Origin of the sequence: Leclercia adecarboxylata (genome assembly GCF_023639785.1) — a bacterium.
Lineage (GTDB): Bacteria > Pseudomonadota > Gammaproteobacteria > Enterobacterales > Enterobacteriaceae > Enterobacter > Enterobacter adecarboxylatus_D.
Map to the genome: position 1 here is coordinate 2,537,263 of NZ_CP098325.1, position 23,687 is coordinate 2,560,949.

Here is a 23,687-nt window from a genome sequence, read left to right on the forward strand (position 1 = left end):
GGACCCTCTCCAGAAACAGAGAGGGTCAACATGCGGCGTTAGCTGTTGGCAGCCGCCTTGCGCAGATCGAAGACACGGCAGGCCTTGCCTTCGGAACGCGGGATACTGCCGCAGTTTACAATAGTCACGTCGGTGGAGATCCCCACCATGGATTTGATGCGATGGCGCAGCTGGTGGCAGACGTTGCAGCGCTGCTCGTGGGTCAGCGTCAGGCTGCTCTCTTTCAGCTCGACTTTCACCGAAAGCGAATCAAGATGACCGCGACGGTTCACCTCCAGCTGATAGTGCGGCGACAGGTGTTCAAACTTGACGATCTCCTCTTCCAGCTGGGACGGGAAGACGTTCACGCCGCGGATAATCAGCATGTCGTCGCTGCGCCCGCTGATCCTGTCCATCCGGCGCATGGTACGGGCGGTGCCCGGCAGCAGGCGCGTCAGGTCGCGGGTGCGGTAGCGGATCACCGGCAGCGCCTCTTTGGTCAGGGTGGTGAACAGCAGTTCGCCCTGCTCGCCATCCGCCAGCGGCGTGCCGTCGTTCGGGTTGACGATCTCCGGGTAGAAGTGATCTTCCCAGATGGTCGGGCCGTCGGCGGTTTCGATGCACTCCATCGCCACGCCCGGGCCCATCACCTCGGACAGACCATAGATATCCAGGGCGGTAATGCCGAGGCGTTTTTCGATTTCCCGGCGCATCGCCAGAGTCCAGGGTTCGGCGCCAAAAACGCCCACGCGGAGGGAACATTTGCTGGCATCCCCGCCCATCTGGCGCTCAAGCTCTTCGATCAGGTTGAGGCAGTAGGATGGCGTCACCATGATCATGTCCGGCTGGAAATCGCGGATCAGCTGGGCCTGCTTCTCCGTCTGGCCGCCGGACATCGGGATCACCGTTGCGCCCAGGCGCTCGGCACCGTAATGCGCACCCAGACCGCCGGTGAACAGGCCGTAGCCGTAGGCAACGTGAATTTTGTCCTTCGCACTGCCGCCCGCGGCGCGCAGGGAGCGGGCCACAATATTGGCCCAGTTATCAATGTCGTTTTGCGTGTAGCCGACCACGGTCGGTTTACCGGTGGTGCCGGAAGAGGCGTGGATACGCACCACCTGCTCCATCGGTACCGCGAAGGTATCAAAAGGATAGTTGTCGCGCAGATCCTGCTTGGTGGTGCACGGGAACTTGCGGATATCCGCTAACGCTTTGAAATCATCAGGGTGAACGCCCGCCGCATCAAACTTGCGTTTGTACATCGGGACGTTTTCATACGCGTGTTTTAAGGTCCACTTCATGCGCTCGGTTTGCAGGGCCTGCAGCTCATCAAGGGAGGCGGTTTCGATGGCATCAAGCGCTGTGGTGGATGCCATTGTCGTTGCAGTTGTCGTTGTCATAGTAGGGTACTCACATTTTTATAATTGTTCAGACACGCTCAAGGATCATGGCAATGCCCTGACCGACACCAATGCACATCGTGCACAGCGCATAGCGCCCTTTACGACGGTGCAGTTCATTGCTGGCGGCCAGCGCCAGACGGGCTCCGCTCATCCCCAGGGGATGACCCAGGGCGATCGCGCCGCCGTTCGGGTTAACGTGGGCTGCATCGTCCGGCAGCCCCAGCTCGCGCAGGACGCCCAGCGCCTGGGAAGCGAAGGCTTCATTCAGTTCGATAACGTCCATATCGTTGATGCTCAGCCCGGCGCGCTCCAGCACGCGACGGGTAGCGGGCACCGGGCCGAGGCCCATCAGACGCGGCTCAACGCCCGCGGTGGCCATCGCCACGATACGGGTGCGCGGCGTTAAGCCCTGCGCGGCCGCCATCTCTTCGCTGGCGATAATCAGCGCTGCGGCGCCGTCATTTACGCCGGACGCGTTACCGGCGGTGACTACGCCACCCGCGCGGAACGGCGCTTTCAGCCCGGCAAGCATCTCCAGGGTGGTGTCCGGGCGGAGGTGTTCGTCATGCACCACTTCGGTGACCGCCCCTTTTTTGCCCTTAATCATCACCGGGACGATCTCCTGGGCCAGAATGCCGTTGGCCTGAGCCAGAGCGGTACGCTGCTGGCTGCGCAGCGCGAAAGCATCCTGGTCTTCACGAGATATTCTTAACAATTCCGCTACATTCTCTGCCGTTTCCGGCATGCTGTCAGAACCAAATTGCTGCGCCATGAGCGGGTTCACAAAACGCCAGCCGATGGTGGTATCAAAAATTTCATTCTGGCGCTGGAAGGCGCTGGTGGCTTTACCCATCACGAACGGCGCGCGGGACATCGACTCCACGCCCCCGGCGATCATCAGGTCGCCATCACCGGCGCGGATGGCGCGAGCGGCGAAGCCAATCGCATCCAGACCCGAGCCGCACAGACGGTTCAGGGTGGTGCCGGAGACGGTCTGTGGCAGCCCGGCCAGCAGCAGGGACATACGCGCCACGTTGCGGTTGTCTTCCCCCGCCTGGTTGGCGCAACCAAAGATCACATCGTCAATGCGCTCCGCATCCAGACCGGGGTTGCGCACCAGCAGTTCCCGCAGCGGGATAGCGCCCAGGTCATCCGCGCGAACGCCCGATAAGGCCCCGGCATAGCGGCCGATGGGGGTACGGATCCCGTCACAAATAAAGGCGTCACGCATTATGCTTCTCCTGTAATCGTGCCGCCGATGCGGTGGGATTTCCCACGGAACAGGGCAACGGTTTTTTGTTGTTGGTTAACGATTTCGATGTCGTACACGCCGGTCAGCTGGCCCTGATGGCGCACCTGCGCTTTCGCGGTGAGCTTGTCGTGGGCAAACGCCGGGCGAACAAAATCAATGGTGCATCCCGAGGCCACCGCCGCCAGGCCCTGGCTGTTGCAGGCGTAAGCGAAGGCGGTATCGGCGAGGGTAAAGAGCTGGCCGCCGTGGCAGCTTTTGTGGCCGTTGAGCATCTGCGGCGTGACGGTCATGGTCAGCACCGCGACGCCCTCATCCATCTCGATAATGTCAATGCCGTAGGCCTGGGCGCAGGCGTCGTTCTCATACATGGCGCGGGCGTTGCGCCAGGCGTTATGACTCATAGCTACTCTCCAGAAGCGCACGCTGGCGCAGCAGGGATGAAGGACGGTAACGCTCTTCGCCGTAGTGGCGTTGCAGGTTTTCCAGAAGGCATAGCAGACGCTGCCAGCCAAGCTGTTCTCCCCAGGCCAGCGGACCGCGCGGGTAGTTCACCCCGAGGCGCATAGCGGTATCGATATCCTGTTCGCTGGCGACCCCTTTTTGCAGGGCGTCGAGGGCCTCGTTGACGATCATCGCCACCGTGCGCCAGATAATCAGGCCGGGATAGTCCGCCACCTGCAGCACGCGCTTGCCCTGCTGCTGGAAGTAGCGCACCGCTTTCAGGGTGGCGGCAGGCGGGTTGCTGGCCGCGGCGGCAATGACCGCCACGTCGCCCTCCTGCCTGTCGAACACCACCACCGGCTGGCCATAGCGCTTTGCCAGCGCCTGGGCGGTTTCGCCCCGGGTCTCTATCAGCAGCAGGTCGTCAATTTCAGTGACGCCGTCACTTTTCTTCAGCTGATGCGTGACACTGTAACTATCGCTCACCGTGTCCAGCCAGCTCACCGCAGGCTTGTCGTTACGCCAGTTGTAGACGCCCTGCCCGCTCTTCTTGCCGAAACGCCCGGCCAGCACCAGCTCCTGCTGCACCAGCGACGGCAGGAAACGGCGCTCCTGCCAGAAGGCGTTAAATACGGAACAGGTGACGGCGAAGTTGACGTCCTGACCGATCATGTCGGTCAGCTCCAGCGGCCCCATCGGGAAGCCCGCACCTTCGCGCAGGGCGGCGTCGATAACTTCCGGCGCGGCAACCTGCTCTTCCAGCGCGCGCCAGGCTTCGGCGTAGTACGGCCGCGCCACGCGGTTAACAATAAAGCCCGGCGTGGACTGGCAGCGCACCGGCTGCTTGCCCCAGCGTTGTGCCAGTTCGGTCAGCTGGGCCACCACCTCTTCAGAGGTCGCCAGCCCGCTCACCACCTCCACCAGCTTCATCACCGGGGCCGGGTTAAAGAAGTGCAGCCCGGCCACGCGCTCAGGGTGATGCAGGTCGGCGGCGATAGCGGTGATGGAAATAGACGAGGTGTTGCTGGTCAGCAGCGTTTTAGCCGGGCAGATCTCCGCCAGCTGCGCGAACAGCGCTTTTTTGACGGCCATCTGTTCGGAGGCGGCTTCAATCACCAGGTCCGCCGCCACCAGCGAGTGAACGTCGGTAACAGGCACCAGGCGCTGGAGGGTTTGTTCGGCGGCGTGTGCGCTCAGCTTGCCGCGCGCCACGCGGGACTCCAGACGGCTGCGGATGCCGTCGATGGCGCGGGAGATGGCGTCGGCGTTGATGTCATACACCAGCACCGGATGGCCGTGGCTGGCCGCCACTTCGGCGATCCCTGCCCCCATAATGCCGCTGCCAATGACCGCTACGGTATGAATCGTCATCTTATTTCCCCGTAAACTGCGGTGCGCGTTTGTTGAGGAAGGCGCTGACCCCTTCCCGGTAGTCGGCGCTGCGTCCGGCCAGGCGCTGATAGTCGCGTTCCAGATCCAGCTGCGCGTCCAGGGTGTTGGTTTCCGCGGCGTTGATAGCCTGCTTGATCAGACCTAAGCCGAAGGTCGGCTGTGAAGCCAGGTGCACAGCCAGCTGGCGGGCGGTGTCGGTCAGTTCGGCGTCATCCACCACCTGCCAGATCATCCCCCAGGCGTGGGCCTGCTCAGCGCTGATTTTCTCCCCCAGTAGCGCCAGACCCATCGCCCGGGCGCGGCCCGTCAGGCGCGGCAGCAGCCAGGTACCGCCAGAATCCGGCACCAGACCGAGCTTGCTGAAGGCCATCACAAAGTTAGCCGAGCGGGCGGCGATGACGATATCGCAGCCCAGCGCCAGCGTGGCCCCGGCACCGGCAGCCACGCCGTTCACCGCGCAGATCACGGGCTTGGGCAGTGTTGCCAGACGACGCACCAGCGGGTTGTAAAATTTCTCCACCGACATGCCGAGATCCGGTGCCGGGCTGTTCGGGTCGACGTTACGGTCGTTCAGATCCTGTCCGGCGCAAAAACCGCGACCGGCACCGGTGAACAGCAGGCAGCGAACGGTATCGTCGCGCTCCGCCTGCTTCAGGCACGCTGCCAGCTGCTGGTGCATCTCCTCATTGAAGCTGTTGAGTCGCTCCGGGCGGTTCAGGGTAATGGTCATTACGCCCTGCTCAACGTGACTCAGAATGAAATCCATGGTTAGCGTCCTTTAAATTCGGGGGTGCGTTTTTGCAAAAAGGCGTTGATCCCTTCCCGGCGATCCTCGGTGGCCGCCAGCAGGCTAAACAGCTGGCGCTCCTGAGCCAGTCCGGCGTTCAGCGGCATCTCCTGAGACTGGCGCAGCGCCTGCTTCGCCGCCTGCAATGCCAGCGGGGAGTGGCGCGCCATCAGCACCGCCTGCTGCAGGGCATATTCCAGGGTCAGGGATTCAGGATGAACATCGCTCACCAGCCCGGCCGCCAGCGCCTGACGGGCAGTGATGCTCTCTCCGGTCAGCACCATTTTGCTGGCAAGGGATTTGCCAACGCTGCGGATCAGGCGCTGGGTGCCGCCTGCGCCCGGCATAATGCCTAAGGTAATTTCCGGCAGGCCGAAACGGGCGTTTTCCCCGGCGATGACCAGATCGCAGAGCAGCGCCAGCTCGCAGCCCGCCCCGAGGGCATAGCCGTTAACGGCGGCAATCAGCGGCTTGTTGAAGGCGTTGATCCGCGCCCAAAGCTGGGGGCGAATGTCGTTCAGGGTGGCGGGAAGATCTTTTTCCGCCATCTCGTTCAGATCGGCCCCGGCGGCGAAGACGCGCTCGTTGCCAGAGATCACGCACACCGCGATCTCGCTGTCCGTCGCGGCAGCTTCGAGGGTGGTTGCCAGCTCGCTCAGCAGGGCATTGTTCAGGGCGTTGCGGGCCGCCGGACGGTTAAGTGTCAGGTGCAGCACCCGTCCGTGACGGGCGATAATCAGATCGCTCATGCCATCCCCTTCGCGTCAAAGTCCACTACCACGTCGGGGGTGAGCGGCAGAGCCTGACAGCTCAGCACGTAGCCCGCCGCCAGTTCGTCCGGCTCGAGGCTGTAGTTGGTGACCATATCCACCTTGCCGCGCACCACTTTGCACTTGCAGGTGGCGCAGACCCCGCCCTTGCAGGCGTAAGGCAGATCCGCCCCCTGACGCAGGGCCGCGTCGAGAATGCTCTCGTCGTCGGCGGTGAGGACGATCTCGCGGTCGCGTCCGTCCTGGCGCACCGTCACTTTCTGCCCCTCGGTCTGTACCGTATGGGTCCGTTTGACGGTCGTTCCCGGCGTGTTGAAGCGCTCGAGGTGCAGGGACTTTTCCGGCATGCCCAGCGCTTTCAGCGTCTGTTCCGCTTCGTCCATCATCGCCGCCGGACCGCAGATAAAGGCTTCGTCAAACTGGCTGAAGTCGATGAGGTGTTTTCCCAGCGCCTGGAGTTTTTCACCGTCGATGCGCCCGTGCAGGAGATCGCTGTCCAGCGTCTCCTGGCTGAAGATGTTGATCACCTGCAGGCGGGTCGGATAGCTGTCCTTCAGGTCGGCCAGCGCCTGGCGAAACATCATGCTCTGGCTGCTGCGGTTGCCGTAGATCAGGGTGAAGTGGCTGTTCGGTTCGGTGGCCAGGGTGGTGGCGATGATCGCCAGCATCGGGGTGATGCCGGAGCCTGCGGCAATCGCCAGATAGCAGCCTTCACGCCCGGCCAGCGGCTGATAGCCGAAGTGGCCCTGGGGCACCATCACCTCCAGCGCCATCCCCTGTTTGATCTCATCCCGGGCGTAGCGCGAGAAGCGGCCGCCGTCGATGGCTTTCACCGCCACGCTGATTTCGCCTGTGCGGGCGCTGCGGCAGATGGAGTAGCAGCGGCGCAGCTCTTCGCCCGCTAAATGGGCTTTCAGCGTCAGATGCTGGCCCGGACGGAAACGGTACGCCTCCTGTAAAGCCTGGGGAACCGCGAAGGTGATGGTCACCGCATCGCGGGTTTCGGGTTCCACTTTTGCCACCGTTAAGGAATGAAACGTTGTCATGGCGACCTCAGATACATTTGAAATAGTCGAAGGGTTCCCGGCAGCTGTCGCAGCGATAAAGCGCTTTGCAGGCCGTGGAGCCAAATTCACTGATAAGCGTGGTACGGGTGCTGGCGCAGCGCGGACAGGTCACTTCGCCCGGCAGATGCGCATGGCAGCTGTGTCCGGCCGGGGGGCTGATGCCGTACTGACGCAGGCGCTCCCGGGCGTCCGGCGTCATCCAGTCGGTGGTCCAGGCCGGGTCGAGCTGAATGGTGATCTGCACCGGGGCATAGCCATGGGCGGTCAGCGTGTCGCGGATCGCCCCCATCAGATGGTCGGTGGCCGGACAGCCGGAATAGGTTGGCGTAAAGCCGATGGCCCAGCCTTCCCCCTGAGGAGTAACGCTGCGCACCATCCCTAAGTCGGTAATGGTCAGCACCGGGATCTCCGGGTCCGGGATCTGGCTCAACAGAGACCAGATCTGCGGGACGGCGGCGGGGGTGAGTTCGACGTGCTGCATGGCGCTCTCCTGCTCTACCACTGCTGGCCGGGGTAGACGCGCTGCAGATATTGCATCTCTGCCAGCATCGGTCCCAGATGTTCGGTGTGCAGCCCTTTACGGCCACCGCTGCGATACGCAGACTCTGACGGCACGCTCAGCGTTGCCTCGTTCAGCCCGGCAAAGACCTCCGCTTCCCATTCGTCGCGCAGGATGCGCGGGTCGACGGCAATACCCTCTGCGGCCAGGGCCAGATCAATCTCGTCGGCCTCGAACAGCTCCGCGGTGAAGCGCCACAGGTCGTTCACCGCCTGCTGCATTTTTTGCCCGGACACGTCGGTGCCGTTGCCCAGACGTTCCAGCCAGCCGCGGCTGAAGCGCAGGTGGTAGCGGGCTTCTTTAATGGATTTGGCGGCGATGGCGGCAAGCTGGGCGTCGCGGCTCTGAGTCAGTCGGGTAAACAGCGCCACGTGCCAGACGTCGATAAAGTACTGGCGGGCGATGGTGTCGGCGAAGTTACCGTTCGGCTGCTCAACCAGCAGCAGGTTGCTGAACTGGCGCTCGTCGCGCTGGAACGCCAGCGTATCCTCGTCCCCCGCGCCTTCCAGCCCGGCAGCGTAGGTTAAGAAGTTGCGCGCCTGGCCCAGCAGGTCGAGGCCGATATTGGCCAGCGCGAGGTCGATCTCCAGCTCCGGGGCATGGCCACACCAGGCGCCCAGACGCTGGGAAAGCACCAGCCCGTTATCACCCAGGCGCAGAACATATTGCGTTAACGTTTTCATCCCTGCCTCACATGTGCTCGATGCCATCAGGGATGGTGTAGAAGGTCGGATGGCGGTAGACCTTGCTTTCCGCCGGGTCGAAGAACTCGCCGCGCTCTTCCGGCTGGGAGGCGACGATTTCGCTCGCCTTCACCACCCAGATGGAGCAGCCTTCGCTGCGGCGGGTGTAAGCGTCACGGGCGTTTTCCAGCGCCATGCGGTCATCGGCGGCGTGCAGGCTGCCCACGTGACGGTGGGATAACCCCTGTTTGCTGCGGACAAAAACTTCGTACAACGGCCAGTATGTTTTGCTCATCTTGATTCCCCTTACGCGACTTTGCGGGCGTGTTGTTTTTCTGCGTGCGCCAGGGCGGCCTCGCGCACCCACGCCCCCTCTTCCCAGGCTTTGTTTTTGGCGGCCAGGCGCTCGTGATTGCAGATGCCGCGGCCGTTAATGACCTCGTCAAACTCCTGCCAGTCGATCTCACCGAAACGGTAGTGACCGCTTTCGGCGTCGAACTGCAGATCCGGATCCGGAACGGTCATGCCCAGCATTTCCACCTGCGGGACGGTGTTGTCGACGAAGCGCTGACGCAGCTCGTCATTGCCAAAACGTTTGATCTTCCAGGCCAGGCTGCGGGCGCTGTTCGGCGAGTTGTCGTCGTTGGGGCCAAACATCATCAGGGCCGGCCACCAGAAGCGGTTGATGGCGTCCTGCAACATCTGACGCTGGGCTTCGCTGCCCTGAGCCAGCGCCATGCAGGCCTCAAAGCCCTGACGCTGGTGGAAGCTCTCTTCCTTACAGATTTTCACCATCGCGCGGGCATAGGGGCCGTAGGAGGTGCGGCACAGCGCCACCTGGTTAACGATGGCCGCGCCATCCACCAGCCAGCCGATCACGCCGATATCCGCCCAGCTCAGGGTTGGGTAGTTGAAGATGGAGGAGTATTTCATCTTGCCGTCGAGCATCTTCTGGTAGATGTCTTCCCGGGCGCAGCCCAGCGTTTCCGCCGCGCTGTAGAGATAGAGTCCGTGCCCGGCTTCGTCCTGCACTTTCGCCAGCAGAATGGCCTTGCGGCGCAGCGTCGGGGCGCGGGTGATCCAGTTACCTTCCGGCAGCATGCCGACAATTTCGGAGTGCGCATGCTGCCCAATCTGGCGGATCAGCGTTTTACGGTACGCGTCAGGCATCCAGTCCTGGGGCTCGATGGCCGTCTCTTGCGCGATGCGCTGCTCAAAGCGTTGTTCTTCCGTCACGTCATCACCCTTTTGATTCGTTTATCTGGTAATTAGCATTCAATGATGAATCACTTTGTTTTATAAAAGTTACACAAAGGTTAATGATTAACCCAAGGATCCTTTACTCATTTTGTGATGAGGCTCGCAAGACATTTCTGCAGCCCAGATACAGCGCGGGATGCGCTTACAGAGAAGATATAGCGAGATCACAATGTTAATAAATCATTAACAAGAAACTTGCTTTTTATGATTCACAAACGAACTATCTATAGTGAAATCACGAACCATCTGGAGAGAGAGATGCAGCAGTTAGCCAGCTTCTTATCCGGCACCTGGCAGTCTGGCCGGGGCCGTGAGCGCACCATTCAACACGCCATCAGCGGGGAATCCCTCTGGTCCGTCACCAGCGAAGGGCTGGACATGGCCGCCGCGCGTCGCTACGCCATTGAGAAAGGCGGCGAAGCGCTTCACGCCATGACCTTCATTGAGCGCGCCGCGATGCTGAAAGCGGTAGCCAGACATCTGTTGAGCCAGAAAGAGACCTTCTATGCCCTGTCGGCACAAACCGGGGCCACCCGCGCCGACAGCTGGGTGGATATCGAGGGCGGGATCGGGACGCTGTTCACCTTCGCGAGCCTCGGCAGCCGCGAACTGCCGGACGATACCCTGTGGCCGGAAGATGAACTGATTCCCCTCTCTAAAGAGGGCGGATTCGCCGCGCGCCACGTGCTGACCTCCAAATCCGGCGTCGCGGTGCACATCAACGCCTTTAACTTCCCCTGCTGGGGGATGCTGGAAAAACTGGCCCCCACCTGGCTGGCGGGGATGCCGGCGATCATCAAACCGGCCACCGCCACCGCCCAGGTGACCCAGGCGATGGTGAAAGCCATTGTCGACAGCGGCCTGGTGCCGGACGGCGCCATTAATCTTATCTGCGGCGGCGCGGGGGATCTGCTTGACCAGCTCGACCATCAGGACGTGGTGACCTTTACCGGCTCTGCCGTTACCGGCCAGTCCCTGCGCGTACACCCGAACATCGTGGCGAAATCCATTCCGTTTACCATGGAAGCCGACTCCCTGAACTGCTGCGTGCTGGGGGATGACGTTACCCCGGAGCAGCCAGAGTTTGCGCTGTTTATCCGGGAGGTGGTGCGGGAGATGACCGCCAAAGCCGGGCAGAAATGCACCGCAATCCGCCGCATCATGGTGCCGCAGGCGCAGGTGGAGGCCGTCAGCCAGGCGCTGATCGCCCGTCTTGAAAAAGCGGCGGTTGGCGACCCGGCGCAGGAAGGGATCAAAATGGGTGCCCTGGTCAACGCCGAGCAGCGTGCCGACGTGCAGGAGAAAGTGGATGCCCTGATCTCCGCAGGCTGCCAGGCGCTGTTGGGCGGTAAAGCCGACCTGAATGCCGTCGGGGCCTTCTTCCCGCCGACGCTGCTGTTCTGCCCGCAGCCGGACGAAACCCCTGCGGTCCACGCCACCGAAGCCTTTGGCCCGGTAGCGACCCTGATGCCGTATCAGTCCCGGGAACACGCCATGGCTCTGGCCCGCGCCGGGGAAGGCAGCCTCGCCGGAACGCTGGTGACCGCCGATCTGCGCCTGGCGCGTCAGTTTATCACCGGGGCCGCCCGCGCCCACGGTCGTATCCAGATCCTTAACGAGGAGTCGGCTAAAGAGTCCACCGGCCACGGCTCTCCGCTGCCGCAGCTGGTACACGGCGGCCCGGGCCGCGCGGGGGGCGGCGAAGAGCTGGGGGGCCTGCGGGCGGTGAAGCACTATCTGCAACGCACCGCCATCCAGGGCAGCCCGAGCATGCTGGCCGCCATCAGCCAGCAGTGGGTGCGCGGCGCCCGGGTGCAGGAAGATCGCGTTCATCCGTTCCGCAAATACTTCGAGGAGCTGCAGCCGGGCGACAGCCTGCTGACCCCGCGCCGCACCCTGACCGAGACCGATATCGTCAACTTTGCCTGCCTGAGCGGGGATCATTTCTACGCCCACATGGACAAGATCGGCGCGGCGGAGTCCATCTTCGGCGAGCGCGTGGTGCACGGTTACTTCCTGATCTCCGCCGCGGCGGGGCTGTTCGTCGACGCGGGCGTCGGGCCGGTGATCGCCAACTACGGCATGGAGAACCTGCGCTTTATCGAGCCGGTGAAGCCGGGCGATACCATCCAGGTGCGGCTGACCTGCAAGCGCAAGACGCTGAAGAAGCAGCGCACGGCGGAAGAGAAACCGACCGGCGTGGTGGAATGGGCGGTTGAGATCGTCAACCAGCACCAGCAGCCGGTGGCGCTCTACTCCATCCTGACCCTCGTCTCTCGTCAGCACGGAGATTTTGGCGCCTGATCCCTTCCCTGCGGGTAACGTCGCGCACGTTACCCGGCTTCTGGCACATCTGACAAAACATCTGGCAAATGCAGGCAAACGCTACGCACAGCGATATTGCTATGTTGGCAATGAATAAACCGCGCGCAGAACAGCGGTCCCGAGTGGATAACAACACAAACAACAGAGGTTAATCATGGGAAGCTCCTCAATTTTTTCTCCACGTAAAACGGCGCTGGCGTTGGCCGTTGCCTGTCTCTTTTCCGGTCAGGTGCTGGCTCACGGTGGCGCAGCGCATATGGTCGAGATGGACAAAACCCTGACCGAATTTGGCGCTGATGTGCAGTGGGACGACTACGCCCAGATGTACACCATCAGCAAAGACGGGGCCTTCATCAAAGTGAAGCCGGGCGCAACGACCGCCATGGTTAACGGCAAGCCGCTCACCCTGCAGGCGCCGGTGGTGATGAAAGACAACAAGGCCTGGATCTCCGATACCTTTGTCAACGATGTGTTCCAGTCCGGTCTTGACCAGACCTTCCAGGTAGAGAAGACCCCGCACCCGCTGAATGCCCTCTCCGCAGATGAGATCAAACAGGCCGTCGAGATTGTCAAAGCCTCGCCGGATTTTAAACCGAACACCCGCTTTACCCAGATCGCCCTGGCCGAGCCGGAAAAAGCCAAGGTGTGGGATTTCGTGCTGAACGGCACGGCGGTGGACGCCCCGCGTCAGGCCAATATCACCATGCTGGACGGCAAATTTATTATCGAAGCGCTGGTCGATCTGAATGATAAGAAAATCCTGCACTGGGAGCCGATCAAGGACGCCCACGGCATGGTGCTGCTGGATGACTTTATGGCGGTGCAGAAGATCGTCATCGGTAGCCCGGAGTATGTCGATGCGCTGAAAAAACGCGGCATCAACGATCCAAGTAAGGTCATGACCACCCCGCTGACCGTCGGCTTTTTTGACGGTAAGGATGGCCTGAAGCAGGAAGACAGGCTGCTGAAAGTGGTGAGCTACCTGGATACCGGCGACGGCAACTACTGGGCGCACCCGATTGAAAACCTGGTGGCGGTCGTCGACCTGGTTGAGAAGAAAATCGTCAAAATTGAAGAAGGCGCCGTTGTGCCGGTGCCGATGCAGTCCCGTCCGTATGACGGCCGCGATCGCGAGCCGGTAGAGCATAAACCGCTGGAGATCGTGGAGCCGGAAGGCAAGAACTACACCATTACCGGCAATATGATCCACTGGCAGAACTGGGATTTCCACCTGAGCCTCGACTCCCGCGTCGGGCCCATTATCTCCACCGTCACCTTTAACGATAATGGCAAAAAACGCCAGGTGATGTACGAAGGGTCGCTGGGCGGGATGATCGTCCCTTACGGCGACCCGGACGTGGGCTGGTACTTCAAGGCCTATCTGGATTCCGGCGATTACGGCATGGGCACCCTGACCTCTCCGCTGGTGCGCGGCAAGGATGTGCCATCCAACGCCGTGCTGCTGAATCAGACCATCCCGGACTACACCGGTGCGCCGATGGAGATCCCGCGGGCCATGGCGATTTTCGAGCGTTACGCCGGGCCGGAGTATAAGCACCAGGAGATGAATCAGCCGAACGTCAGCACCGAACGTCGCGAGCTGGTGGTGCGCTGGATCAGTACCGTGGGGAACTACGACTACATCTTCGACTGGGTGTTCCACGAAAACGGCACCATCGGCATTGATGCCGGGGCGACCGGTATCGAAGCAGTGAAAGGGGTGATGGCGAAAACCATGCACGATCCGAGCGCCAAAGACGATACGAAGTACGGCACGCTGATTGACCACAACATCGTCGGCACCACCCACCAGCACATCTATAACTTCCGTCTGGATATGGACGTGGATGGTACCAACAACACCCTGGTGGCGATGGATCCGGAAGTGAAGCCGAACACCGCGGGCGGCCCGCGTACCAGTACCATGCAGATCAACCAGTACAACATCGACAGCGAGCAGCAGGCGGCGCAAAAATTTGACCCGGGCACCATTCGTCTGCTGAGCAATACCAGCAAAGAGAACCGCATGGGCAATCCGGTCTCCTACCAGATCATCCCATACGCGGGCGGCACGCACCCGGTGGCCACCGGCGCGAAATTCGCCCCGGACGAGTGGATCTATCACCGCCTGAGCTTTATGGATAAACAGCTGTGGGTGACCCGCTACCATCCGAACGAGATGTACCCGGAAGGCAAATTCCCGAACCGTTCCGCCCACGACCAGGGGCTGGGGCAGTTCAGCAAGGATAATGAGTCGCTGAATAACCAGGATGACGTGGTGTGGATGACCACCGGCACGACCCACGTGGCCCGTGCGGAAGAGTGGCCGATCATGCCGACCGAGTGGGTGCATACCCTGCTCAAACCCTGGAACTTCTTCGACGAGACGCCGTCTCTGGGTAAGAAGAAAGAGGCGCAGTAAATCCGTAGGCCCGCACAAGCATAGCGCCGCCGGGCATTGTCGGGTGGCGCTTCGCTTACCCGACCTACACAACTATTTTATTTCGCTTAAGTGATTTATTTGCTGAACAGGTTTCCTTGCTTATAGTTGATCATACCCTTAAAGACCGGGTTGCCTTTCTTTAAACGTTTTTTTGGACATCATGCGAAGTTTTCCCGACGCCATTGTATGCACATTGAGAGGTTTTCAGGATGAGATTCAACTTGATAGCAAGAAGCCTTGCGCTTGCAGGGTTCCTGGTTTCTGCCAGCAGCGCAACCTACGCAGCCGAAGGGCCTAAAGAGGCCGCCGCCGCCACTCAGCAAGCCAATAATGCGCTGTTCAGCCAGCTGCCTTTCTCCGATAACGCCGACTTCACCGATGCCCATAAAGGCTTTATCGCCGCGCTTCCCACAGAGGTGATCAAAGGCGAACAGGGGAATGTGGTCTGGAACCCGCAACAATACGCCTTTATTAAAGAGGGCGAAAAAGCGCCGGATACCGTCAACCCGAGCTTATGGCGCCAGGCGCAGCTGATTAATATCAGCGGCCTGTTTGAGGTCACGGACGGGGTGTACCAGATCCGCAACCTCGACCTGTCGAATATGACCATTATCGAAGGGGCGACCGGTATTACCGTGGTTGACCCGCTGGTCTCAGCGGAAACGGCAAAAGTCGGGATGGATCTCTACTACAAAAACCGCGGGCAAAAACCGGTGGTCGCGGTGATCTACACGCACAGCCACGTTGACCACTACGGCGGCGTGCGCGGCGTGGTGGACGAAGCCGACGTTAAATCCGGCAAGGTGAAGATCTACGCCCCGGCGGGCTTTATGGAGGCCGCAGTAGCAGAGAACATTATGGCCGGCAACGTGATGAGCCGTCGCGCCAGCTATATGTACGGTAACCTGCTGAAACCCGATCCAAAAGGCCAGGTGGGCGCGGGGCTTGGTACAACGACTTCCGCCGGTACCGTAACCCTGCTTGCCCCGACTAACATCATCGAAAAAGATGGCCAGAAGGAGACCATCGACGGCCTGACCTATGACTTTATGCTGGCACCGGGCTCGGAAGCGCCGTCAGAAATGCTCTGGTATATCGAAGAGAAAAAACTGATCGAATCCGCCGAGGATGTGACCCATACCCTGCATAACACCTACTCCCTGCGCGGGGCGAAAATCCGCGAGCCGCTGCCGTGGTCGAAATACATCAACGAAGCCATCGTGCGCTGGGGTGACAAAGCCGAAGTGCTGATGGCCCAGCACCACTGGCCGACCTGGGGTAATGACAACGTGGTTAAGCTGCTGAAGAGCCAGCGTGACCTGTATCGTTACATCAACGACCAGACCCTGCGCATGGCGAACCAGGGTATGACCCGGGACGAAATTGCCGCCAACTTTAAACTGCCGGATTCACTGGCGCACACCTGGGCTAACCGCGGTTACTACGGCTCGGTGAGCCACGACGTGAAAGCCACCTACGTGCTCTACCTTGGCTGGTTCGACGGCAACCCGGCCGCCCTGGATGAACTGCCGCCGGAAGAGGCTGCGAAGAAATACGTAGATTACATGGGCGGTGCGGACACCATTCTGCAGAAGGCCAAAACCGACTTCGACCAGGGGAACTACCGCTGGGTGGCGCAGGTGGTAAGCAAGGTGGTGTTTGCCGATCCGAACAACCAGGCGGCGCGTAATCTGGAGGCGGACGCGCTCGAGCAACTGGGCTATCAGGCGGAATCGGGTCCGTGGCGTAACTTCTACCTTACCGGCGCGCAGGAGCTGCGTAACGGCGTGGTGAAAGGGCCGACCCCGAACACCGCCAGCCCGGATACGGTGCGGGCGATGACGCCGGAGATGTTCTTCGACTATCTGGCGGTTCACATTAACGGCGAAAAAGCCGGGACGGCAAAATCGGTGTTTAACATCGACCTGGGCAGCGACGGCGGCAAATACAAACTGGAGCTGGAGAACGGGGTGCTGAACCACACCGCGAACGCTGAGGCAAAAGATGCCGATGCGACCATTACCCTGAACCGCGATACGCTGAATAAAATTATCCTCAAGGAGACCACCCTGAAACAGGCTGAGGAGAGCGGCGCGGTAAAAGTAACTGGCGACGGCACCAAACTTGATACTATGCTGAGTTATATGGATAAATTTGAGTTCTGGTTCAACATTGTTACACCGTAAACCAACAAGTCTGCGGGCGGAACCTTTCGCCCGCAGTGATATGGTCACCCGCGGGCTGGCCATTAGTATTCCGTGGCTGACCCTCGTTAACATTGGCTTTGCGCTGATAGTGCTGTTGCGTAACGGGCTGTTCGACGGCATTGACGCCCTGTACCAGGTCAGTGCCATCAGCGCCAGCATCATAGACACGCTGATGCTGGCGGTAATCATTCTGTTTGGTCTCTCCCTGCTGCTGGTCTGGCGAAAAATCCCGGGGCTGAGTCTGCTGCTGTTGCTGGCAGGGCTTATCTGGGCCTGCTGCAGCGTCTGGTTTATCGCGCATCTGCAGCTCCCGTTTGCCTGGCCGCTCTGTACCACCCTGCTGATGACCTCGCTGGCGGCACTCTATTTTTATCCCGTCGGTCTTGTCTGCTATACGCTGCCGCTGTGGATTGCGATGCCCGTTGCCAGCGCGGTGCTGAACCAGGGCATCAGCATGCGCTTCCTGGTGGTGTGGCTTATCTTTACGGCGATCCTGGTCTACGGACGGTTCATTTTATTGCGCTGGTTCGATGAAGCCTGGCTGCGCCACCAGCAGAACCAGGCGCTGATTGCCCGCCTGGATGCGCTGGCGCATCAGGATCCCCTCACCGCCACCGCGAACCGCCGGGCAATGGAGTCGGTGCTGATGCAGGCTGTAGAACAAGGAAGGGATTTTGCGCTGATCATGCTCGATGTCGATGAGTTTAAGCGCTACAACGATTTTTACGGACACCAGGCCGGGGATGAGTGTCTGGCGGCGGTGGCGCAGACGCTTAAACAGGTGGTGCGCAGCCCGGACGATCTGGTGTCGCGCTATGGCGGCGAGGAGTTTCTGCTGATCCTGTTTGATGCGACGCAAAAAGTGGCGGAACAGGTGGCGGCGCGCATTCAGAAGGGTCTGCACGCTGCGGCTATTCCGCATGCTGCCTCAACGGTCAGCGACAGCGTCACGGTCAGCATGGGGATCGCTTCGATGACCGATGGTCAGACGGCCAGCGAGCTGATTGCCCAGGCCGACGCCGCGCTGTACCGGGCGAAAAATGCAGGACGAAACCGCTGGTCCTGCTAAGGGTGCGGATTATTTGTCAGGTGCGGCCTGATGCCCTCACCCCGACCCTCTCCCACAGGGAGAGGGAGCAAACACTAAAAACGGTCACCGCGGTGACCGTTTTACTTTTGCCTAATAGCGCACGCACACCGATTTGGTTTCACACCAGCCATCCAGCCAGTCCGGGCCGAAATCACGGCCGGTGCCGGACTGCTTCATGCCGCCAAACGGCAGGTTGGCGTCGATCAGGGTATGGCTGTTCACCCACACGGTACCGGCCTGCAAACGGTCGGTGTACTCCAGCGCTTTACTGATGTTTTGCGTCCAGACGCTGGCGGTCAGCCCGTATTCGGTATCGTTCGCCAGGCGTAATGCCTCTTCCCCATCTGCGACGCGCACCAGGTTCACCACCGGGCCAAACACCTCTTCGCGGGTCAGGCGCAGGCTGGCGTCCGGGTTCACCACCAGGGTCGGCGATACATAATACCCTTCCCCGTTCGGGCCGCGGTTGCCGCTAATCAGCTCCGCCTGACGCGACTGCGCTTCGTCGAGGAAGGTCTGCACCTTATCGCAGTGGGCGCGGGAAACCAGCGGGTTGATGTGCGCCGTCTGGGACATGCCCGGCCCGACGCTCAGGGATTTCACCGCCTGCTCAAAGCCGCTTACCAGGGTATCAAAGAGCGGCGCTTCGATGTAAATGCGCGAGCTGGCGGCGCACACCTGGCCCTGATTGAGGAAGCTGCCGGTCATCAGCCCTTCGATCACCCAGGCCGGATCGGCATCTTTCAGTACGATGGCCGGGTTTTTACCGCCCAGCTCCAGGGTCACGCCCATCAGTCGGTCGGCGGCGGCGCGCGCAATCTGCTTGCCGGTGGCGGTGGAGCCGGTAAAGCTCACTTTGGCGATATGCGGATGGTTAGTCAGCGCCGCGCCACACACCGCACCGCTGCCGGTGACCACGTTAAAGACGCCGTCCGGGATCCCGGCCTCACTTGCCAGTTCGGCCACGCGCAGCAGGGTCAGCGGCGTGGTTTCGGACGGTTTGATGACGATTGAGCAGCCTGCCGCCAGGGCGGGCATCACTTTCCACATGCCGATCAGCAGCGGGAAGTTCCACGGCACGATCCCGGCCACCACGCCAATCGGCTCTTTGCGGGTCCAGGCCTGGTAGCGGGCCCCCTGCGGCATCGGAATGGAGAGATCCAGCGTCTTACCGGAAATTTTAGTCGTCAGCCCGGCGGTGTAGCGCATCCAGTTCAGGGTGCAGCCCACCTCAAAGGCGCGGGAGATGTTAATGGATTTGCCCTGCTCCAGGGTTTCGAGCTGGGCCAGCTCCTCGGTGTGCTGCTCCACCAGATCGGCGAAGCGCAGCAGAATACGTTCCCGCTCAGCGGGCAGTTTACCGGACCAGCTCCGGGCCACGAAGGCGCGCCAGCCGGACATTACCGCGCGGTCGACATCCTGGGCGCTGGCATCGGCGGTAGAGGCGATCGCCTGCCCGGTGGCCGGGTTAAAGATATCCAGACGCTTTTCGCTGTCGGAGGCGGACTGTTGTCCCTCAATCCAGAGGCCGTGCTGGCGATCCAGAAATTGCTGCACGCTGTGCAGTACTGCGACCTGTGTATCAGACATAGCGATTCCTTATTATTCGCAGGGTGTCATCGCAGTCTAAGATGGGTTTCGGCAATGCGCTTTTATCTCTGTGACATTCGCTTTGTGGGCTGTGACAGGCTCCGCAAAACACGACATTACCGCCGTTTCGCTCACCCGTGCCGCCGGTTTTTTTACAGGATTTCGCCCTGTGTCACGGGCAATTAGAAACATAAATGCAACAATGTTTAAACATTCATGACATGGCAGGTAAGACATGCGTGCAAACGAAACGGACCATTATCAGCAGTGGCTGGCGCAGATAAACCAGGTTTGCGGGAGTTTTGCGGCCCGGCCGATGAGCGGCGAGTTTTACGGCGAGCTGGAATCGACCTGGACCGGCAACCTGAAGCTCAGCACCGTTACCGCTGGCGGCGTGAATCTGTTTCGTACTCACCAGGAGATCAAAACCAGCAACGACGCCTGGTTCTACACCGTGTTTCAGCTGGAAGGTGAAGCCGGGCTGGAGCAGGACGACCGGCAGATTGTGCTGAACGCGGGGGATATCACCCTGATTGACGCCTCCCGCCCCTGCTCGATCTACTGGCCGGAAAAATCACGCCAGATTTCATTGCTGCTGCCGCGCCAGATCCTTGAGCAGCACTTCCGCTTTCAGGAAGTCAGCTGCGCGCAGAAACTTTCCCACAGCCTGCCCACCGTGCAGCTTAGCTACCGTCTGCTGCAGGACAGCATGAACAACCCGACATTGAGCGAGACCGAAAGCGAAGCCGCGCTGGAGGCGATGGTCTGCCTGCTGCGCCCGGTATTGCAGCAGCGTGAAACCGTCCAGCCGCGCAAGGCGCGTCAGTTTACTCAGGTGCTGACCCTCATCGATGACCATATTCAGGCTGAACACCTGCGCCCGGAGTGGATTGCGGCGGAATGCGGTATGTCGGTACGGAGCCTGTACCGGATGTTTGCCGGGAAAGGGCTGGTGGTGGCGCAGTACATAAAAAATCGCCGTCTGGATCTGTGCGCGCAGATGCTGCGTGGTGCCCGCGACGACGAAAAACTGGCCGGGATTGGCTACAGCTGGGGCTTTACTGACCATAGCCACTTCTCTACGGCGTTTAAGCAGCGCTTCGGGATTTCACCTGGCGAATACCGCAAGCGCCACCGCTGATCACTTCTGCATCCACTTGCCGTTGATCCCCTTGACGTATTCACCGGGGCGGGCGCGCTCGACCAGTTTTGTCCCGGCCATCTTCGCCACTTCATCCACCGGAATGTTATTACTGTCCGCCAGTTTCTGATAGCTCTCGGTGCGCGCCCTGTTGATCTGCTCCACCAGCATCAGGGTTTCCCTGTCCTGACTGCGCGGCGCAATATACCCGCTCAGCGTCTCCCCGACGCGCCCTTCGGTGCGGGCTTCACTCAGGGTCAGCGCCAGCGCGGGCGCGCTGAGTCCCAGGATGAACACAAGCAGCACGATCAATTTTTTCATGGCGGCCTCAGAAGAGATCGCTGCGGGATTTCAGCAGCGATTCCACGTCTTTATCCACTTTGATGTGGATTTCATGTTCAATTTTGACGTTCATGTTGATGGTGATAGGCTCCTTCGACGCCGCCACTTCGATCCTCGGCGTGCAGCCTGTGAGCGTCAGAATCACAATCGCGGTGAAGCCACCGGCCAGCTTTTTCATGGTTGTTCCTTACATTCCTTGCCTGTCGGACAGCGGTTATCCGGTAGTGCTGCGTGCTCCTCCAGCCAGGTCTGCAGATTGTCGCCAAAACGCAGGCTGCGCCAGAGGGTAAACACGTTCTCCTGATGGGTGTAGTTGAGGTTAACGGCCTGAGTCTGGCCCTCCACGCGGCTCGCGCCACGCAGGGTCGACGCCAGGGTTAATTCCCCCAGGTTATCTAAATTGAGTTTCGTCCACGACTGCGAAATTTCCATGTAGCGAAGCCAGTTAATCGCGCCCCCCGCAGCCCCGTTCTCCTTGACCAGCGCATCGGCAGTCTCTTTATCGAGACGCAGGGTCATCGGGCCCGCGTTGGTCAGCCAGCCATCTTTGATGATCCACTTGTCGTTGTCCAGCCACAAAGGCAGCGCCCCGCTGAACGGCCCGGACAGAGCAAACTGTTTGGGGTTAATGGCACTGATAAGCTCGCTGGAGGAGATGTTCTGCACCCGGAGTAGCGCCGCATCGTGCTGGGGCATGCGCAGCTGCTGGAGGGTCACTTTGCCCCCCAGCAGGTCGACGCTGACGTCACTCAGCAGCAGCGGAGTTTTATCGCTCCAGGGGTACTCACCCTGCAGATCCGCGGTGATATTGCGGGCGGTGACCTGGTTTATCACTTCATCAATGCGCAGCGTCACCGGACCGTGGGTACCCAGCGACCAGGTGCCCTGGCTGAAGCGGAACGGCAGGACAAAATCGACGCCGTTAATTTTGTTGTCCGGCATCCAGACGCTGCCGCTTTTCAGCACCCCGTGACCTCCGGCCTCAAAGCCCTGATCGGCTGCTGCGGACCAGGCCACCTGAGCATAAAGCTCGCCGTCCTTGAGGGTCATTTTCCAGTCCGGTGGGATCAGCGGCTGGAAGACGGTTAACGACTGCTTCGGCCACCACGCCTGGCCGCGCAGACGCTCCCCGTCCCAGCGCCCGTTCAGCTGCACCGGGCCAATGGCTCTGGCATTGAGCGTGCCTTTGTACTGGAAAAACGTCGGATCGCTGCCATCCACGCTGAATTTGATTGTTGAAGGCGGTAACACGCTACCGCCGGTGAAGGTGGTTTCTCCGGCGTCAAAGGACAACGCACCGCTGAAGTGCGGCTTCGCAGGATCGCGCTGCCAGCGGATCGGCTGCTCCAGCACCATGCGCGGCGCGCTGGCATGCATAGTGCCGTACTTCAGCTGGTCGAACCCGGTGGAAAGTTCGCTGAGCGTAATGACGCTGTCGCGCCACTCGCCCCTGCCCGCAACGTCCCAGCGGGCCTGCATCGGGGTGAAGTTGCCCTCGCCCCAGTAGCGCCATTGCCACAGCCCGTTGTCCGGCAGGAAGTCATTGGCCCGGCCGTCGAGATGGAGGGTGAAATCCCCCATCTCCTGTTCGTGAGCGCGCAAAATGGCCTGCAAACGTCCGTCGATGCCTTTACGGGTGAGCGCCACGCCAGCCAGCGGCCAGCGTACCTCGTCGATATTCAGGGTGTCGATGATTCGCCCGCGTGAGCGCAGCAGCGCCCCCGGTGCAAACGCCAGCCGGGGATCAGCGAGGCTGCCGGTCAGCGTGGCGGGCAGCTTCGCGTACAGCGTCAGGTCGTCCTGTTTGGCGATGCCGGTGAGCTGCATCGGCATGGCGCTGTTATCCATGCTCAGCCTGCCGGGGCCAAAGGTCAGCACCGCGTTGCCCTTCCCGGCATCGCCCTGGGTGAGCACGTTCATCCGCCCGCTGATAACGGCGTTCTCCGTCCCCTGCTGCCAGTTGTCGATCCTAAGCCCTACACGCCCGCTCAGCGGGATGCCAGCCTGTTCCCAGCGCCAGCGTCCGTCGCTGATGGTGAACTGTTCCGCCGTGATCTGCCAGGGAAGATCCAGCAGCGGCTCGCCGCTCTCCCGGGCAATCATCACCAGCTGGCCCTGATTGTCCTGCCACGTCAGCTCGCCGTCCACCAGCGTTGGGATCTGCGGCACCGAGAAGGTCGCCACCGTATGCCCCTGCACCGGCAGGCCATCCGGCACCAGCGGCAGGGTAAATTCTCCCACCAGTTTTACCGGCTGGGGATTATCGGGGAGATGCAGCGTAACGTCGGTAACGGTCAGCGACCGCCCGCGTAGTTTCCCTCGCAGGCTAAACTTATCGCCGTGGTAGACAATTTCCTGCAGCGACGGCGTGAGCGAGGCGGTTAATTTTCCCTCCCACGCCTGCCAGGGGGAGAGCGTCAGGCGGTCGACGGTCAGCCAGGTATTGGGCAGCAGGGATTGCCATTCAGCCAGGGTGCGGGGCGCGGCGGGCGTGGACTCGCTGGCGGGGATTTTACCCAGGCAGGCGCTGTTGAGATCCAGCGAACCGATGTTAATTTTCCAGCGGCTGGGGTGGCTGAGGGTGGCATCCTCGATGCGGGCAATCTCGCAGTCATCCACCAGGTAGCGCAGATCGGCTATTACCAGCGCGTTGCGGGTGAGACGCGGGCTCTTCTCAAAGGCGATGCGGGTCCCGGCGGGTAGCCAGATCCCGGCGAGCGTTGGCACCCACTGCCCAAGGGTCAGCAGCAGCGTTAACGGCAGAAGCGTGATGAGCAGCAGTAGCGCAATCGCGGCTTTGTATGTACCCCTCATGGGCAGTTAATATCCTGATTTAGCGAAAAAATTAGCCGACAGTGCCGAATATTGTGGCATGTTTAGCCCGCCAGTTGAAGCGAACGCCATTTTTAAGGATAGTTGCTACATAATTATTCAGAGAACTTCTTGATTTCAATAA

At 60.9% G+C, this 23,687-nt stretch carries 20 protein-coding genes; 5 read left to right on the top strand and 15 right to left on the bottom strand.

The window, feature by feature from the left end; translation table 11 throughout:
• Positions 1-38 precede the first annotated feature (38 nt).
• Genes paaK through paaA form a run of 11 tightly spaced genes read right to left on the bottom strand, consistent with a single transcriptional unit; the run spans position 39 to position 9,569 of the window.
• Entirely contained in the window at positions 39-1,355 is a 1,317-nt protein-coding gene (gene paaK / locus NB069_RS12100; protein ID WP_250589507.1) for a phenylacetate--CoA ligase PaaK, read from the bottom strand.
• Between the two features lie 52 nt (positions 1,356-1,407).
• A complete protein-coding gene (gene pcaF, locus NB069_RS12105) occupies positions 1,408-2,613 on the bottom strand; it encodes a 3-oxoadipyl-CoA thiolase (protein WP_250583859.1) in 1,206 nt (401 codons plus the stop codon).
• Entirely contained in the window at positions 2,613-3,035 is a 423-nt protein-coding gene (paaI, locus tag NB069_RS12110) for a hydroxyphenylacetyl-CoA thioesterase PaaI (protein ID WP_250583861.1), read from the bottom strand. The genes pcaF and paaI overlap by 1 nt, the downstream gene beginning before the upstream one ends.
• Complete coding sequence (gene paaH / locus NB069_RS12115; RefSeq protein WP_250583863.1) at positions 3,025-4,446, bottom strand: 3-hydroxyacyl-CoA dehydrogenase PaaH; 1,422 nt, start codon at positions 4,444-4,446, stop codon at positions 3,025-3,027. Before paaH ends, paaI begins: the two co-directional genes overlap by 11 nt.
• A gap of 1 nt (position 4,447) precedes the next feature.
• Complete coding sequence (paaG, locus tag NB069_RS12120) at positions 4,448-5,233, bottom strand: 2-(1,2-epoxy-1,2-dihydrophenyl)acetyl-CoA isomerase PaaG (RefSeq protein WP_250583865.1); 786 nt, start codon at positions 5,231-5,233, stop codon at positions 4,448-4,450.
• Positions 5,234-5,235: 2 nt separating this feature from the next.
• Positions 5,236-6,003 (bottom strand): 2,3-dehydroadipyl-CoA hydratase PaaF, encoded by a 768-nt coding sequence (gene paaF, locus NB069_RS12125; protein ID WP_250583867.1) that lies wholly within the window; start codon positions 6,001-6,003, stop codon positions 5,236-5,238.
• A complete protein-coding gene (gene paaE, locus NB069_RS12130) occupies positions 6,000-7,070 on the bottom strand; it encodes a 1,2-phenylacetyl-CoA epoxidase subunit PaaE (RefSeq protein WP_250583869.1) in 1,071 nt (356 codons plus the stop codon). The genes paaF and paaE overlap by 4 nt, the downstream gene beginning before the upstream one ends.
• Positions 7,071-7,077: 7 nt before the next feature.
• On the bottom strand, positions 7,078-7,572 hold the full coding sequence (paaD, locus tag NB069_RS12135; RefSeq protein WP_250583871.1) for a 1,2-phenylacetyl-CoA epoxidase subunit PaaD: 495 nt from the start codon (positions 7,570-7,572) through the stop codon (positions 7,078-7,080).
• Between the two features lie 14 nt (positions 7,573-7,586).
• A complete protein-coding gene (gene paaC, locus NB069_RS12140) occupies positions 7,587-8,333 on the bottom strand; it encodes a 1,2-phenylacetyl-CoA epoxidase subunit PaaC (protein WP_250583873.1) in 747 nt (248 codons plus the stop codon).
• A 7-nt stretch (positions 8,334-8,340) separates the two neighbouring features.
• On the bottom strand, positions 8,341-8,628 hold the full coding sequence (paaB, locus tag NB069_RS12145; RefSeq protein WP_032611057.1) for a 1,2-phenylacetyl-CoA epoxidase subunit PaaB: 288 nt from the start codon (positions 8,626-8,628) through the stop codon (positions 8,341-8,343).
• 11 nt (positions 8,629-8,639) lie between these two features.
• A complete protein-coding gene (paaA, locus tag NB069_RS12150; protein WP_250583875.1) occupies positions 8,640-9,569 on the bottom strand; it encodes a 1,2-phenylacetyl-CoA epoxidase subunit PaaA in 930 nt (309 codons plus the stop codon).
• A 282-nt stretch (positions 9,570-9,851) separates the two neighbouring features.
• Between paaA and paaZ the strand changes: the two genes are divergently transcribed.
• The 4 genes from paaZ to NB069_RS12170 all read left to right on the top strand — a co-directional run bounded on the left by paaZ (position 9,852) and on the right by NB069_RS12170 (position 17,637).
• Positions 9,852-11,897, top strand: coding sequence for a phenylacetic acid degradation bifunctional protein PaaZ (paaZ, locus tag NB069_RS12155; RefSeq protein ID WP_250583876.1), 2,046 nt, complete (start codon positions 9,852-9,854; stop codon positions 11,895-11,897).
• Between the two features lie 175 nt (positions 11,898-12,072).
• Complete coding sequence (gene tynA / locus NB069_RS12160) at positions 12,073-14,340, top strand: primary-amine oxidase (RefSeq protein WP_250583878.1); 2,268 nt, start codon at positions 12,073-12,075, stop codon at positions 14,338-14,340.
• Positions 14,341-14,570: 230 nt separating this feature from the next.
• Complete coding sequence (locus NB069_RS12165) at positions 14,571-16,547, top strand: alkyl/aryl-sulfatase (protein WP_250583880.1); 1,977 nt, start codon at positions 14,571-14,573, stop codon at positions 16,545-16,547.
• Positions 16,548-16,587: 40 nt separating this feature from the next.
• Complete coding sequence (locus NB069_RS12170) at positions 16,588-17,637, top strand: GGDEF domain-containing protein (protein ID WP_250589508.1); 1,050 nt, start codon at positions 16,588-16,590, stop codon at positions 17,635-17,637.
• A gap of 111 nt (positions 17,638-17,748) precedes the next feature.
• Here NB069_RS12170 and NB069_RS12175 read toward each other — a convergent pair whose 3' ends face one another.
• Positions 17,749-19,248, bottom strand: coding sequence for an aldehyde dehydrogenase family protein (locus tag NB069_RS12175; protein WP_250583882.1), 1,500 nt, complete (start codon positions 19,246-19,248; stop codon positions 17,749-17,751).
• A 235-nt stretch (positions 19,249-19,483) separates the two neighbouring features.
• On the opposite strand from NB069_RS12175, the gene feaR reads away from it, so the two are divergent.
• On the top strand, positions 19,484-20,389 hold the full coding sequence (feaR, locus tag NB069_RS12180) for a transcriptional regulator FeaR (RefSeq protein ID WP_250583883.1): 906 nt from the start codon (positions 19,484-19,486) through the stop codon (positions 20,387-20,389).
• On the opposite strand, the gene NB069_RS12185 is transcribed toward feaR, so the two are convergent.
• The 3 genes from NB069_RS12185 to NB069_RS12195 are packed head-to-tail and all read right to left on the bottom strand — an operon-like array spanning position 20,390 to position 23,545.
• Positions 20,390-20,710, bottom strand: coding sequence for a YdbL family protein (locus NB069_RS12185; RefSeq protein WP_250583885.1), 321 nt, complete (start codon positions 20,708-20,710; stop codon positions 20,390-20,392).
• Between the two features lie 7 nt (positions 20,711-20,717).
• A complete protein-coding gene (locus NB069_RS12190) occupies positions 20,718-20,909 on the bottom strand; it encodes a YnbE family lipoprotein (RefSeq protein WP_039028506.1) in 192 nt (63 codons plus the stop codon).
• Positions 20,906-23,545, bottom strand: a complete 2,640-nt coding sequence (locus tag NB069_RS12195) for a YdbH family protein (protein ID WP_250583887.1) — start codon at positions 23,543-23,545, stop codon at positions 20,906-20,908. The genes NB069_RS12190 and NB069_RS12195 overlap by 4 nt, the downstream gene beginning before the upstream one ends.
• Positions 23,546-23,687 lie beyond the last annotated feature (142 nt).

What these genes read in the sequence shown, in the direction of transcription:
- tynA (WP_250583878.1), top strand. Translation starts at nt 12,073, where the DNA reads ATGGGAAGCTCCTCAATTTTTTCTCCACGTAAAACGGCGCTGGCGTTG.
- NB069_RS12190 (WP_039028506.1), bottom strand. Translation starts at nt 20,909, where the DNA reads ATGAAAAAGCTGGCCGGTGGCTTCACCGCGATTGTGATTCTGACGCTC.
- paaC (WP_250583873.1), bottom strand. Translation starts at nt 8,333, where the DNA reads ATGAAAACGTTAACGCAATATGTTCTGCGCCTGGGTGATAACGGGCTG.
- paaD (WP_250583871.1), bottom strand. Translation starts at nt 7,572, where the DNA reads ATGCAGCACGTCGAACTCACCCCCGCCGCCGTCCCGCAGATCTGGTCT.
- paaF (WP_250583867.1), bottom strand. Translation starts at nt 6,003, where the DNA reads ATGAGCGATCTGATTATCGCCCGTCACGGACGGGTGCTGCACCTGACA.
- paaG (WP_250583865.1), bottom strand. Translation starts at nt 5,233, where the DNA reads ATGGATTTCATTCTGAGTCACGTTGAGCAGGGCGTAATGACCATTACC.
- NB069_RS12170 (WP_250589508.1), top strand. Translation starts at nt 16,588, where the DNA reads ATGGTCACCCGCGGGCTGGCCATTAGTATTCCGTGGCTGACCCTCGTT.
- paaE (WP_250583869.1), bottom strand. Translation starts at nt 7,070, where the DNA reads ATGACAACGTTTCATTCCTTAACGGTGGCAAAAGTGGAACCCGAAACC.
- paaH (WP_250583863.1), bottom strand. Translation starts at nt 4,446, where the DNA reads ATGACGATTCATACCGTAGCGGTCATTGGCAGCGGCATTATGGGGGCA.
- NB069_RS12185 (WP_250583885.1), bottom strand. Translation starts at nt 20,710, where the DNA reads ATGAAAAAATTGATCGTGCTGCTTGTGTTCATCCTGGGACTCAGCGCG.
- paaB (WP_032611057.1), bottom strand. Translation starts at nt 8,628, where the DNA reads ATGAGCAAAACATACTGGCCGTTGTACGAAGTTTTTGTCCGCAGCAAA.
- paaK (WP_250589507.1), bottom strand. Translation starts at nt 1,355, where the DNA reads ATGGCATCCACCACAGCGCTTGATGCCATCGAAACCGCCTCCCTTGAT.
- NB069_RS12195 (WP_250583887.1), bottom strand. Translation starts at nt 23,545, where the DNA reads ATGAGGGGTACATACAAAGCCGCGATTGCGCTACTGCTGCTCATCACG.
- feaR (WP_250583883.1), top strand. Translation starts at nt 19,484, where the DNA reads ATGCGTGCAAACGAAACGGACCATTATCAGCAGTGGCTGGCGCAGATA.
- NB069_RS12165 (WP_250583880.1), top strand. Translation starts at nt 14,571, where the DNA reads ATGAGATTCAACTTGATAGCAAGAAGCCTTGCGCTTGCAGGGTTCCTG.
- pcaF (WP_250583859.1), bottom strand. Translation starts at nt 2,613, where the DNA reads ATGCGTGACGCCTTTATTTGTGACGGGATCCGTACCCCCATCGGCCGC.
- paaI (WP_250583861.1), bottom strand. Translation starts at nt 3,035, where the DNA reads ATGAGTCATAACGCCTGGCGCAACGCCCGCGCCATGTATGAGAACGAC.
- paaZ (WP_250583876.1), top strand. Translation starts at nt 9,852, where the DNA reads ATGCAGCAGTTAGCCAGCTTCTTATCCGGCACCTGGCAGTCTGGCCGG.
- NB069_RS12175 (WP_250583882.1), bottom strand. Translation starts at nt 19,248, where the DNA reads ATGTCTGATACACAGGTCGCAGTACTGCACAGCGTGCAGCAATTTCTG.